Source organism: Streptomyces sp. NPDC051963 (assembly GCF_044593495.1).
Classification (GTDB): domain Bacteria; phylum Actinomycetota; class Actinomycetes; order Streptomycetales; family Streptomycetaceae; genus Streptomyces.
The window spans coordinates 415,630-428,988 of record NZ_JBIUCC010000005.1; the positions used below are offsets into that span (position 1 = coordinate 415,630).

Consider the following 13,359-nt stretch of genomic DNA (forward strand, 5'->3'; position numbering starts at 1 on the left):
CTTGGGCACCAAGTGACGCTGTGTGCAAGGAAGTTCCGTATCGGACGACTGGACGGGGGCTGCGGTGCGGACCGGGTTTGTCGACCGTGTTGAGCACATGAACGAGCTTCGCTCGCTGCGGGTGGACGTGACCGAAGGGCGCGGGGGCCGGGCGGTCGTGGTCGACGGTGTCTCGGGCATGGGGAAGTCGGCGCTGCTGCGGGCGTTCGAGGCAGAGGCCGCGGACGCTGACGTGCCGGGTGCCTGCCGGGTTCTGTCCGCGCGGTGTCAGCCGTCGATCGGGTCGGGGCTGCACTACGGAGCGATCGTCGAGCTTCTTCTGCAACTGGCCGGAGACCAGGAGGTCAAGCAACCCGGCCGCGTCCGCAGGTTCTTGAGCCTGACCGGTCAGGGCGTCGTCCGCTCCGCGCCGGAAGTGCTGTCCGCGATGGTGCCGGGGCTGGGCGCGCTGTTCACCCTGGGCAAGCAGGTCGCCGAGGCTTCGCTCGTCTCGGGATCGATGCCCTTCGACAGCCTGCTGCCGTTTCAGCAGGGTGCCGCGGTGCAGATCGTGGACGTCCTGTTGGACCTCGTACGGCAGGGCCCGCCCACGGTCGTGCTCATCGACGACATCCAGCACGCTGATCCCAGCAGCCTGTTGGTCCTCGACCGGCTGCTGCGGCGACTGCCGGGCGAACGGCTCGGCGTGGTGCTCAGCCACACGACGGACGGAGCCTACGCGGACGGCCCGGGATCGGCGGTCGAGGACCTCCTGCACGACTGGGCGAAGGGCGGGCTCCTGCGACGGCGGGTGCTCGGCGGCCTGCCGCAGGACGCGGTCGCCGAGCTGGTGCGCGCCCGGCATCCGGACGCTCCGTCGACCCTCCCGGAGCAGCTGAGCCGGCTCACCGCCGGCCACGCCGTGTTCGTGACGCTCTGCCTGGAGGAGTGGCGTCCGGGCGCCGGACCCGGACTTGAGCTGCCCCGCAGCCTCTCGCGCGTGGTCGAGGACCGTCTCCGGCTGCTCACCGAGCCGGACCGCGAGCTGCTCATGATCGGGGCGGTCCAGGGCGAGACCTTCCTGTCGCGGACGGTCGCCGAGGTAAAGGGAGCACAGCACGACCACGTGATGGAGCGGCTGCGTCTCATCGCCGCCCAGCACCGGCTGATCCTGCCGACGGAACCTCCTGACTGGGCGCGATGGGACGCGTCCGACTGCTACCGGTTCGAGCACGACGCCTTACGAGGTGTGGTGTACGAGCAGCAGACCTTGCAGCAGATGAGGTCCCGGCACGCCCGTATCGCGGCGGCCCTCACCTCGGGCCCCGTGGACGAGATGCCGCTGGAACGCCGACTGGAGATCGCCCGTCACCTCCGTAGTGGTGGTGCCGAGTGTCTGCTCGCCTCGGCCGAGGCGCACTACGGGCTGGCCCGGGACGCCGCGATGGAAGGTCTGTCCTTCGCCGAGGCGGAGCGCCACTGCGAAGAAGTGATCAAGGCGGTCCATGATCTGCCGGAGCACGAGGAGCACCGGGACCGATGGCTCGTCCAGGCCGTGGAGCTGCTGCTGTCGCTGACCGAGGTGCGCTGGCGCGGCCAGCACCGGCCGGCCGGCGGACCCGACATAGACTCCCTCGCCGCCGAGGCCGAAGCCGCGGCGAGGCGCTGCGGCACCCCGGAACCGGCGATCCGTACGACGCTCCTGCGCGGCAAGACGCTGCTTGCGACCCAGGGCCTGGTGCCGTCGCTGGACAAGCTGCGTACGGCGGTCGAGCTGGCCGAGCAGCACGGCGATCCCGTCCCGCTCTTCGTCGCCCGGGTCGAGTACGGGCGGCAGATCTCCAAGCGACGGCTGGCCGACGGTCTGGCCCAGCTCCAGGAGGCGGAGCGCATGTATGCCTCCGACCCTCGCCTCGGCGGCACGGGTGATCCGGTCCTCCAGCACGCGCGCAACCTGGGAGAGATGCAGCTCGGCATCACCCTGTTCGACAGCGGACACCTCAGTGAGGCGCTGGCCCGGCTGAGCCGCTGCGTTCAGCGACTGCGCGACGAACCGCTGAAGGCCGAGCTGCCCATAGCGCTCAACTACCTGGCACAGGTGCGGGCGGGCCTCGGCTCCTACGACGACGCCGAGGACGTTCTGCGGGAGGCTCTCGATTTCGAGGCCGGCCGCGGCGGCGACAGTGGCTGGCACGCCTACAACGCCGCCCTGCTCGCTCACCTTCTCGTTCAGCGACCGGCGGGGCACGGCCAGGCCCTGGAGCTGATCGCCGACGCCTGGGCGGAGACCGAACGGACCTGGCTGGCCAACCTCGTCCCCATCGTTCGCAATCTGTACGCCGAGATTCTGCTGCTCGCCGCCGACGGACCCGGTGAACTCCTCGACCAGGCCGACCGGTTGGCGACCGCCACCTGCGTGGAGACGCGGCGCAGTGGCATGATCCGCAGCGAGATCGCCGCCCACTCCCTGCGCGGCCGCATCCTGCTCCGCCAAGGCGACACGGCCGCCGCCCAGGACCAGGCCCGCCAGGCCGTTCGCATCCTGGACGAGGTCGGAGCCATGCCCGCCCTCCGCACGGAGGAGGTCCTGTACCACTCCGCCGTCGTACAGGCCGCCGGAGGAATGCGGGAGGAGGCACGGACACTGCTGGAACGAGCCCGGCACGAGGTCGCCCGCAAGGCGGACCTCGTCACCGAGGAGTCTCAGCGTGATCGCTTCCTCACCCAGGTCTCCCTCAACAAGGCCATCCGCGAGGGCGACGGGATCGACCGGTGAGCTGGGCCGACGACCGAGCGGGCGCCGAGACGGCGGGTGGCAGACTGGGACCGTCATGCTGAGGATCACCAAGGAGTTCCACTTCTCGGCCAGCCACGTGCTCGACCGGCTCCCGAGCTGGCACCAGTGTGCCCGCATGCACGGCCACAACTACGTCGTCGTGCTGGAGCTTGCCGCCTCTCGCGAGGCCCTCACCGACGCGGGATTCGTTCGTGACTACCGCGACCTCGACGCCTTCAGGAAGTGGGTGGACGAGACCCTCGACCACCGTCACCTCAATGAGGCGAGGGGGGGGATCTCACCTTCGGCGGAGAATCTCGCCGTTTGGATCTTCGACCTCTGGACCGGGCGTATTCCGGAGCTGACGGCGGTCAGGGTCTCCGAGACACCCAAGACCTGGGCCGAGTACCGGCCATCGCGCTGAACGTCTCGTCTCCGACCTCTCTGATCACCCGGACGACAACGACAACTCCCGTCCGGCGACCGGCTGTCGGAGCTGCCCGCTTCGATGAACGGCCGCCGCCTCGTCGTACGGCCGATGTGGTCTGAGGCCCAACTCACCTACAAGTCTTGACAATTACTCGTCCGGCGGCGCCGGGGTGCCCTTTAGGGTGGGGCGATGGCCCGCCCTGTCGTGCCCGCTCGGACGGCATCGGTGCAGGCCATGGCGCGCACCTGGTGGTTACGGAACGTATCGCTCCTCGGTGACGCTCAGTTGTTAATCGTCTCGCCGCTGGAGAATCGTTCCGTCGATGGAGGCTGACACCGTATGCACGAGCACAAGACCTTCGTCGAACTCATGTGTGCCAGGGCGGCCGGGCACGGTGACCGGATCGCCCTGATCTTCAGCGTGGATCCGCTCCGCGCCGAGGCCGACGAGGCCCTGACATACGGGGAACTCGACCGGGCCGCCCGTCGGGTCGCCGCGCTGTTGCAGGATCGGTTCGCCGTCGGTGACCGTCTGCTGGTACTGCATCCCTCCGGGCCGGGGTTCGCACGGTCCTTCCTGGGCTGTCTGTACGCGGGCATGGTCCCGGTACCCGCGCCGCCGCCCGACGGCCGTCAGCGGCGGCAGGGCGACCGGCTCGCCGCGATCGCCCGGGACGCGGGGGCGGCCGGTGCCCTGGCCGACGGCACGGACCTGGAAGGGCTCGTGTCCTGGGCCAAGGAGCAGGAGCTGGGGGGTGTGACCGTGCTTGCACCCCACGCCGCCGGAGCCGCCGCCGAAGACTCCGCCGAGAACGAGCTGCCCGCGGCGAGTCGTTGGCGGCCGCCACCGGCCGACCCGCACGCTCTGGCCTTCCTCCAGTACACCTCGGGGTCCACCGACGACCCCAAGGGCGTCATGGTCGACCATGCCAACCTGCTGGCCAACGCCGAGATCCTCGCGGCGATCTCCGGCATGAGCGCCGACGGCCCGGTGGGCGGCTGGCTGCCGCTGTACCACGACTTCGGGCTGATCGGGCTGTTGCTCACGCCGCTCGTCCTGGGCGGTCGCAGCGTGCTGATGCCGCCGACGGCCTTCCTCAAGCGCCCGCACACGTGGCTGACGCTGATCGACCGGCACGACATCGACTTCTCTCCCGCTCCGAACTTCGCCTACGACCTCTGCATCCAGCGGATCGCCGACGAGCAGTTGGCCCGGCTGGACCTCTCGCGCTGGCGGTGCGCGGTGAACGGCGCCGAGCCCGTCCAGGCCGCCACCGTCGAGGCGTTCACCCGGCGGTTCGCCGCCGCCGGGCTGCGCCCCGAGGCGATGCTCCCCGGCTACGGCATGGCCGAGACCACCCTGGTCGTCTCCGGCGACCGGCCTGCCCGCCGCGCCGTGATCACCGAGGTGGACGCCGCCGCGTTCGAGCGCGGCGAACTGCTGCCCCCGGCCCCCGGCACGCCCGTTCACCGCATCGTCAGCAGCGGCCCCGCCGAGCACCTCGACGTCCGGATCATCGACACCGACGCGGGCCGGACGCTGCCGGACGGCCGGGTCGGCGAGATCTGGGTGCGCGGCCCGAACGTCGCCCGCGGCTACTGGGGACGGCCCACTGAGACCCGGCGCGTCTTCGACGCCGTCACGCCCGACGGGGAGAGCGGCTTCCTGCGCACCGGGGATCTGGGGATCCTGCACGAGGGCGAGTTGTACGTCACGGGCCGCACCAAGGAGCTGATCATCGTCCGCGGCCGCAACCTCTACCCGCAGGACCTGGAGGCGGCGACGCGCGAGGCCCACCCGGCGCTGGAACGCGGCGTCGGCGCGGCCTTCTCGGTCCCGGTGCCCGAGGAGGAGGTCGTGCTCGTCCGAGAGTGCAGGGTCGACCCGATCTCGCCGGTCGCGCCGGACGAGCTGGCCCGCGTCGCCGCGAGTGTCCGCGACCGCCTCACCCGGGATGCCGGGGTGCCCGCCCACAACATCGTGCTCGTGCCTCCCGGCACGGTGGCGCGGACCACCAGCGGCAAGATCCAGCGCCGGCTGCTGCGCCGACGGTTTCTCGACGGCGAGCTTCCGATCCTGCACGCGGAACTGTCGCCGGCCGTGCGTGCCCGGCTGGGCGAGGGGGTGGGTGGTGAGGTGCGGGCCGAGGTGGGTGGCGCGGCGGGTGGTGACGTGTGTGCCGGGCCAGGCGACGCGGCCAGCGTTGACGTGAACGACCGTATCGGCAACGCACCCAGCGGCGACCTGCGCACCCGAATAGCCGACGCCGCGGGCGGTGACGCCCCATGACGGTGACCGACCTGCTGATCGACACCGGCCGGGTCGACCTCGACGGGTTCGACCGGGCGCTCGGGGATCCCGCCGACCCCGCGTCACCCCTCTCCTACGCCCGCAGCGCCGAGCTGGACCGTGCCGAGCAGTTCCCCGGCGACATCTGCCGGGAACTCGACCGGATGGGGCTGCCGCGCATGTACGTGCCGGCCGAGTTCGGCGGGGCGTTGGCCCGCTACGACGAACTCGTCGCGGCGCTGCGGGCGGTGGCGCGGCGTGATCTGACGGTCGCGATCGGGCACGGCAAGACGTTCCTCGGGGGCGTCTGCATGTGGCTGGCGGGCGGTCCGGAGCAGGCGCGTGAGCTCGGCGCCGACATCGTCGCCGGGGCGCCGGTGTCGTGGGGCCTGACCGAGCGGGGCCATGGCAGTGACCTGCTGGCCGGCGAGATGACCGCCACGCCGGAGCCCGGCGGCGGCTTCCGCGTGCACGGCGAGAAATGGCTGATCAACAACGCCACGCGCGGCACACTGCTCTGCCTTCTCGTGCGCACGCGGACGGAGGGCGGGCCGCGCGGCTTCAGCCTGCTGCTGGCCGACAAACGGCGGCTCCCGGCGGACCGCTGGCGGCCCCTGCCCAAGGTGCCCACGCACGGCATCCGGGGCGCCGACATCAGCGGGATCGCGCTGGACGACTGCCCGTTCCCGGCCGGTGCGCTGATCGGCGAGCAGGGCGCCGGGCTGGAGATCGTGCTCAAGGCGTTGCAGCTCACCCGGACCGCCTGCACGGCCCTGTCGCTCGGCGCCGCCGACCAGGCGGTGCGGCTGGCCGAGGAGTTCGCGGAGCAACGCGCGCTCTACGGCCGTCGGCTGATCGAGTTGCCGCACGTACGCCGCGTGCTCGGGGAGGCGTACGCGGCGCTCTACGCCGCCGAGATCGTGAGCGTGCTGGCGGCCCGCAGCGTGCACACCCTGCCGCAGGAGATGACCGTCATCTCCGCGGTGGCCAAGTCGTACGTCCCGACCCGCGTCGACGAACTGATCGCCGCCTGCGGCGAACTGCTGGGCGCCCGCGCCTTCCTCACCGAGGTCCACGAGCACGGCGCGTTCCAGAAACTGGAACGCGACCACCGGGTGGTCGGCATCTTCGACGGGAGCACCTTCGTCAACCAGCACGTCCTGATCAACCACTTCCCGGTGCTGGTCCGCGGTCATCAGGAAGGCACCGCCGACGAGGAGGCCGTCGGCCGTGCCGCCGCCCTGTCGGCCCCGCCACCTCCGGCCCGCCTCGACCGGCTGAGCCTGCTGGCGCGCGGCGGGTGCAGTTTCACGCAGGGCCTGCACACCGCGAGCGGTGAACTGCGGGCGCTGGCGTCCGCGGGAGAGGCGCCCGCACGCGTGGCCGAGCTCTCCGACGAGCTCACCGACGCCTGCGACCGGCTCCACCGCGAGCTGGCGCCGATCCCGCCCGCCTCCCAGGACGTACAGCCGGAGGCCTTCGCGTTGGCGCGCCGCTACGAGGACTGCTTCGCGGGTGCGGCCGCCCTGAGGGTGTGGCTGCACAACCGCACGCCCGGCGAGGACCCGCTGTGGCTGGAGGCGGTTCTCACGTACGTGCTGCGGTCGCTGCGTCCGCCGGGACGGCCGACCGACGGCGAGGTGTTCGACCGGCTCTTCGACGCTCGTACGGCCGGTCGTCCCGCCGCTCCTCCGACCTCGGTGGTCACCTCGTGATCGACAAGAGCGGACCGCGCGACGCCCGCACGGGTATCGGACGACCGGACGTCGACGCCCCTGCGGCCGCCGCCATTGACGACGCCGCGGCCGATCCCGTCGACGCTCCCGCGGCCACCTCTGTCGACGCCCCTGCGGCCGCTTCTGTCGACCACCTCGTCGCCGCCTCCGTCGACGACCGTGCGGCCGCCGCCATTGACGACGCCGCGGCCGATCCCGTCGACGCTCCCGCGGCCGCTTCTGTCGACGCCCCTGCGGCCGCTTCTGTCGACCACCTCGTCGCCGCCTCCGTCGACGACCGTGCGGCCGCCGCCATTGACGACGCCGCGGCCGATCCCGTCGACGCTCCCGCGGCCACCTCCATCGACCACCCCGCCACCGCCGCCATCGACCACCCCACGACCGTCGCCGTCCACGCCCCCGCGACCACCGCCATCGACGCCCCCGCGACCACCGCCATCGACGACCTCGAACGCCGCTTCGGCGACCCCTGGGACCCGGGCAACCCCACCGGCCACGCCGCCGTGCTCGCGGCCGACGAGGCGGGCGAGATGCTCGTCGCGGGCGAACGGCTGCTGGACGACTACGGGTTGAACGCCGAGTTCGTCCCGCCGGAGCTGGGCGGGCGGCTGACCCGGCTCGACCAGCTCATCGAGGTGATGCGGGTGGTCTTCCGCCGGGACCCCTGTCTGGGCCTCGGATACGGAGCGAGCAGTCTCATCCCCGCGGTCAACGTCTGGGCCGCGGGCGACGAGCGGCAGCGGCGGAGGATGGCCGAGGTGCTGCTGGCGGGTGGCCGAGCCGTCTCCGGCTATCACGAGCTGGCGCACGGCAACGACTTCGCGCGGGCCGAGTTCTCGGCGCTGCCGGGCGACGACGGGCGGTTGCGGCTCAACGGGCGCAAGGAAGTGATCGCCAATGCCGAGCGCGCCGAGGCGATGGTGCTCTTCGCGCGCACGTCGGCCGCTCCGGGCAGCCGGAGCCACTCACAACTGTTCGTGGAGAAGGCGGACTTGCCCGCAGGCGCTCCGGTCCACCTGCCGCGCTTCCTCAGCGCGGGGATGCGCGGGGTCCAGCTCGGCGGGCTGGAGTTCCGGGACTGCCCGATACCGGCGGAGGCGGTGCTGGGGGCGCCCGGGCTCGGCATGGAGACGGCGCTGCGCTCCTTCCAGGTCACCCGTACCGCGCTGCCGGCGATGACCGCGGGCATCCTGGAGACCGGCCTCGAGGTCGCCGCCCGGTTCGCGGACGAACGCGTCCTGTACGGGCGGTCGCTGGCCGGGATGCCGTACATCCGCTCGATCCTCGCCGACGCCTTCACCGACCTGCTGATCTGCGACTGCCTGGCCACCGTGACCGCGCGCTCGGTGCATCTGCTCCCCGGCGAGAGCAGCCTGTACGCGTCGGCCGCCAAGTACTTCGTGGCCACCCTCCTCATGGACGCCATGGACGCGCTGTCGAGGGTGCTGGGCGCTCAGTTCTACATCCGCGACGGCGGCTACGGGATCTTCCAGAAGCACCTGCGCGACCTCGCGCCGGCGGGCTTCGGCCACACCGCGCGCGTGGCCTGCCTCAGCACGGTGCTGCCGCAGCTCCCCCGGCTGGCCCGCAAGGGGTGGCTGGACGACGCCCAGCCGCCCGCCGGGGTGTTCCGTCTCGGCGGGGACCTGCCGCCGCTGCCCTTCGAGCGGCTGTCGGTCAGCTCGGGCGGGCGGGACAGCCTCAGCGCCTCGCTCGCGGCGGCCCTCGGCTCCTCCGAGCTGGACGGTGAGCTGCGCCGCTTGGCGCTCGTCATCGCGGCCGAACAGGACGACGTACGACGCGAATGCGCCGCACTGACCCCCGGGGACCTCTCCGTCGCCGCCCGGCCGGAGGCGCTGCGGCTGGCGGCGCGGTACGCCGCGGTGCTCGCGGCGATCGCCTGCGTGAACATCTGGCTCCACACCCACGAGCGGCACGACGCGTTCCTCGGCGATCCTCGCTGGGCCGTCGCGGCCCTGCGCCGGATCGCCGAACGGGTGGGCCGCGATCCCGGGCAGCGGCCCCGGCACGTCACCGAAATGCTGTCGGCGGAGGTCCTTTCCCGCCACCGCGACCGCCGCGGGTTCGGCCTGTCGAACCGGCGCCTGCCCGCACAGCGCCGCCGCCATTGATGACAAGGAGCGCCGCCATTGATGACAAGGAGAATGCGATGAACACCCCCGAATCGGCCCCGACAGCCCCGTCGGCTCCGTCGGCCCCGTCGGACACCGAACTGCGGAGCTGGCTGCGCGCCCAGGTCGCCCACTACGCCCAACTCGACGCCGTCGCCATCGACACCGACGTCGAGCTGACGACGTACGGCCTCGACTCGGTCTACGCGCTGGTCCTCTGCGGCGACATCGAGGACCACCTCGGGCTGGCCCTGGAGCCGACCGTGGCCTGGGACCACCCGACGATAGACGCCCTGGCGCGGCATCTGGAGGAGACGCTCGTCCAGGCGTCCCCGTCGGGGGAGGTCCGATGACGTCGCTGGAGGAGGTGGCGGCCTACCTGCCGTCGGAGCGAATACCCATCGGCGAGCTGCGCGACGAACTGGGCCTCAGCGCCGCGGAGATGAAGGTGTACCGGCGCTTCTACGGCCTGGCGGAGGTCTGCCGTGAGCCTGAAGGCACGCTCACCGACCTGCTGTTGGCCGCCGCGGGCAAGCTCGACGGGCTGCGCGGCCGAGAGGAGCGGGTGCGGTACGTCGTCCAGGCGCGGACCATGCCGGTGGTCGTCCCCCATCCGGTCAACCCCGTGCACGAGGTGCGTGACGCGCTCGGGCTCGGGCACGCCACGGCGTTCGCGGTGACCCACCACGCCTGCGCCTCGGGGCTGCTGGCGGTGGACCTGGTCGGCAAGCTGCTGGCGAGCGACGGCGATCCGGACGCGCTGGCGTTGGTCCTCGCCGGCGAGAAGACCTTCACCCTGGCCGCACAGACGGTGCCGGGCACGGCGGCCAACAGCGAGGGCGCGGCCGCGGTGCTCGTCGGGACCCGCGACGAACGGGACCGGATGCTGAGCTACGCCGCCCGCACCCACGGCCGCTTCTACGAATGCCTGTCGCTCGACGACGAACTGGCCGGCGAATACCAGCAGATCTACACCGAGGCGCTGGCCGAGGTCATGCTGGCGGCGGTCGCGAAGGCCGGCCTGGGACTGGACGACGTCGCCGTGGTCCTCCCGCACAACGTCAACCGGCTGTCGTGGGCGCGGCTCGCCAGGCATCTCGGACTCCCGCTGGAGCGCGTCTTCCTGGACAACGTGCCGGTCACCGGGCACTGCTTCTGCGCGGATCCCTTCATCAACTACCGGACGGCCCTCGATCTCGGCCGGCTGCGCCCGGGGGACCGCTATCTGCTCGCCACGGTCGGTCTCGGCTCGACCTTCTCGGCGATGCTCTTCGAGCACTGAAGGGGCGTGGGCGTGATGACCGGGAGTTTCACCGGCCGCCTGAAGGCGGCCTTGACCGGGACCTCCGACGCGGAGCTGGTGTTCCTCGGCAACTTCGAGGTCGAGGACCAGTGGGCCCGCGGCGAGACCGGGCTGCCGAGGCTGTCGTTCGGCTCGGGCAGCGTCATCGTCAACCGGATGGACGAGTTCGCACTGCTGCTCGCGGGCAAGGGCGACCACGTCGTGCTGAAGGGCGAACCCGACGCCGACCATCTGAGCCATCTGGAGGAACTCGGCTTCGATCTGCCGGGGTTGCTCGTGGTGGAGCGCCAGGACCCGGGCAGCACCGTCACCCAGGACGCGCTGGAGGACCGGCCGGTGCTGCGCGAGCTGGGCAGGATCGGTGCGCGCGGTGGCGTCGTCTGCGCGCACGGGGTCAGCGAGTCGGAGGAGCGGCTGGCCGAGCGGGCCGGGATCCCGCTGGCCGCCCCGCCGGCGGCGATCTGCAAGGCGGTCAACAGCAAGATCTACAGCCGGCGGCTGGCCGGCGAACTGGGCATCCGGCAGACCCGCGGCTGGACCTGCGCGAGCCTGGCCGAGCTCGACGCGGCGGTCGAGGCCGCCCGCGCGCTGCTCGCCGACGGCCGCCGGGTCGTCCTCAAGGACGCCTTCGGCGTCTCGGGCAAGGGCATCGAGGTGGTCGCGGAAGAACGCCGCCTGGACCGGCTGCACCGCATGATCAGCAGCCGGGCGCGGAAGGCCGGGGACGACCGGGTCGGCCTCGTGGTGGAGGAGTGGGTGGCCAAGCGCGCCGACCTCAACTACCAGTTCACCGTGGGCCGGGACGGCCGTGTGCACGTCGACTTCGTCAAGGAGGCCCTCACCGAGGGCGGGGTGCACCTGGGCCACCGCATCCCGGCGCGGCTCACCGAGCGGCAGACGGCCGAACTGGCCGAAGTATCCCGGCAGTTGGGCGGTCGGTTGGCCGGCGACGGCTACTTCGGGGTCGTCGGCGTCGATGCGATGGTCGATCCCGACGGCGGCCTCTACCCGGTCGTCGAGATCAACGCGCGCCACAACATGTCCACGTACCAGGCATCGATCCAGGAGGCCTTCATCGGGGCCGGGCGCACGGCGCTGGTGCGCAGGTACCCCATGCGGCTGGGCGCGCCGCTGCCGTTCGGCTCGCTCCACCGCGCCATGTCGGACCTGCTGTTCGACCCGGCCCGGGGCACCGGGCTGCTGATCAACAACTACGCCACCGTCAACGCGGCCGCGTCCCTCCCGGAACGGGACCCGGGGGCGGATTTCGAGGGGCGTCTCTACGGCGTCGTAGTCGCCGAATCGGCGGATCGGCTGGCGGCACTGGACGACCAGGCCGGCCGCAGGCTCGCCGCCGTCGCGGAGAGCACCCGGGGAGAGGGGCGAGGATGACACGCGAGTTCCAGGTGCAGGGCGTGCCGGTGTCCGAGCTGGTCCGGCGGTACGGCACCCCGCTGTTCGTCTATGACGGAGCCGTGCTGCGGGACCGGTTCCACGGGCTGCGCGACCGCCTGCACCCGGCCATGGAGATCTTCTACTCGCTCAAGGCCAACCCGAACATCTCGGTCTGCGCGCTGCTCCACTCGTTCGGCGCGCGGGCCGAGGTCTCGTCACTCGTGGAACTGACGACCGCCCGCCGCGCCGGTGTGCCTCCGGAACAGGTGATCTTCCTCGGCCCGGGCAAGAGCCGGCAGGAGCTGGCCGCCTGTCTGGACACCGGGATCCACGCCGTCGTCTGCGAGTCCCTCGCCGAGGTGGCCCTGGTGGACGGGCTGGCCCGGGAGAGGGGCGTGCGGGCGCCGGTCGCGCTGCGCGTCAACCCGCGCTTCGCGGTCAAGCGCTCCGGTCTTGCGATGGGCGGCAAACCGCGCCAGTTCGGCATCGACGAGGAGGAGTTGTTCGCCCGGACCGACCTGGTGAAGCGGTTCCCCGACGTCGACCTGATGGGGGTGCAGGTGTACATGGGCACCCGGATCCTCCATGAGAACGTCATCGTCGAGAACACCACCCGCATCCTCGATCTGGCCGAGCGGCTGTCGGCCGCGCTGAACATCGAGTTGCGGACGGTCGACGTGGGCGGCGGTCTGGGCGTCGCCTACTTCGACGGCGAGAAGGACCTGGACGCCAAGGTGCTGACCGACGGGCTCAACCCCGTCATCGAGGACTTCACGGCCCGGCACCCCGGCACCAGGCTGATCATGGAACTGGGCCGCTACCTCACCGCCGAGGCCGGCACCTATGTGATGGGCGTCCGCTACACCAAGACCTCGATGGGGGAGCGTTTCGCGGTCGCCGACGGCGGCACCCACCACCACATGGCGGCCGTCGGCATCGGTTCGTTCGTCAAGCGCAACTTCCCGATGTCGGTGCTCAACCGGCTCGACGAGCCGCCGACCGACGAGTGGAACGTCACCGGGCCGCTCTGCACCCCGGGCGACACGATCGGCAAGAAGGTCCCGCTGCCGCCCGTACAGCCCGGCGACCTGATCGGCGTACACCGATCCGGGGCCTACGGCCCGACCGCCTCGCCGGGGCTGTTCCTCAGCCATGGCTACCCGGCCGAGGTGCTGGTCCACGAGGGGCGGTGCCACCTGGTCCGGGAACGGGACAGCCCCGACGACCTCCTGCGGCGGCAGCGACTCTACGACCCGACCGCGCACGACGTTTCCCGCTGAACCACTACGAAGACGCTTCCCGCTGAACCACTACGAACA

9 protein-coding genes are annotated in these 13,359 nt (G+C 71.8%); all 9 read left to right on the forward strand.

Going from position 1 to position 13,359, the window contains the following annotated elements:
• The first annotated feature begins 64 nt into the window (after positions 1–64).
• The 9 genes from ACIHFB_RS22635 (at position 65) to ACIHFB_RS22675 (ending at position 13,320) form a co-directional block, all read left to right on the forward strand.
• A complete protein-coding gene (locus ACIHFB_RS22635) occupies positions 65–2,755 on the forward strand; it encodes an AAA family ATPase (protein ID WP_400127712.1) in 2,691 nt (896 codons plus the stop codon).
• Positions 2,756–2,810: 55 nt separating this feature from the next.
• The gene (locus tag ACIHFB_RS22640) at positions 2,811–3,179 is read left to right on the forward strand and encodes a 6-pyruvoyl trahydropterin synthase family protein (protein WP_400127713.1); all 369 of its coding nucleotides are present in this window, start codon (positions 2,811–2,813) and stop codon (positions 3,177–3,179) included.
• A gap of 345 nt (positions 3,180–3,524) precedes the next feature.
• Complete coding sequence (locus ACIHFB_RS22645) at positions 3,525–5,474, forward strand: fatty acyl-AMP ligase (protein ID WP_400127714.1); 1,950 nt, start codon at positions 3,525–3,527, stop codon at positions 5,472–5,474.
• The gene (locus ACIHFB_RS22650; RefSeq protein WP_400127715.1) at positions 5,471–7,189 is read left to right on the forward strand and encodes an acyl-CoA dehydrogenase family protein; all 1,719 of its coding nucleotides are present in this window, start codon (positions 5,471–5,473) and stop codon (positions 7,187–7,189) included. The genes ACIHFB_RS22645 and ACIHFB_RS22650 overlap by 4 nt, the downstream gene beginning before the upstream one ends.
• A complete protein-coding gene (locus tag ACIHFB_RS22655; RefSeq protein ID WP_400127716.1) occupies positions 7,186–9,342 on the forward strand; it encodes an acyl-CoA dehydrogenase in 2,157 nt (718 codons plus the stop codon). The genes ACIHFB_RS22650 and ACIHFB_RS22655 overlap by 4 nt, the downstream gene beginning before the upstream one ends.
• A 38-nt stretch (positions 9,343–9,380) precedes the next feature.
• The gene (locus ACIHFB_RS22660; RefSeq protein ID WP_400127717.1) at positions 9,381–9,695 is read left to right on the forward strand and encodes an acyl carrier protein; all 315 of its coding nucleotides are present in this window, start codon (positions 9,381–9,383) and stop codon (positions 9,693–9,695) included.
• On the forward strand, positions 9,692–10,624 hold the full coding sequence (locus ACIHFB_RS22665; protein WP_365272345.1) for a 3-oxoacyl-[acyl-carrier-protein] synthase III C-terminal domain-containing protein: 933 nt from the start codon (positions 9,692–9,694) through the stop codon (positions 10,622–10,624). The genes ACIHFB_RS22660 and ACIHFB_RS22665 overlap by 4 nt, the downstream gene beginning before the upstream one ends.
• A 15-nt stretch (positions 10,625–10,639) precedes the next feature.
• On the forward strand, positions 10,640–12,037 hold the full coding sequence (locus tag ACIHFB_RS22670; RefSeq protein ID WP_400127875.1) for an ATP-grasp domain-containing protein: 1,398 nt from the start codon (positions 10,640–10,642) through the stop codon (positions 12,035–12,037).
• The gene (locus ACIHFB_RS22675; protein WP_400127719.1) at positions 12,034–13,320 is read left to right on the forward strand and encodes a type III PLP-dependent enzyme; all 1,287 of its coding nucleotides are present in this window, start codon (positions 12,034–12,036) and stop codon (positions 13,318–13,320) included. Before ACIHFB_RS22670 ends, ACIHFB_RS22675 begins: the two co-directional genes overlap by 4 nt.
• Positions 13,321–13,359: the final 39 nt, after the last annotated feature.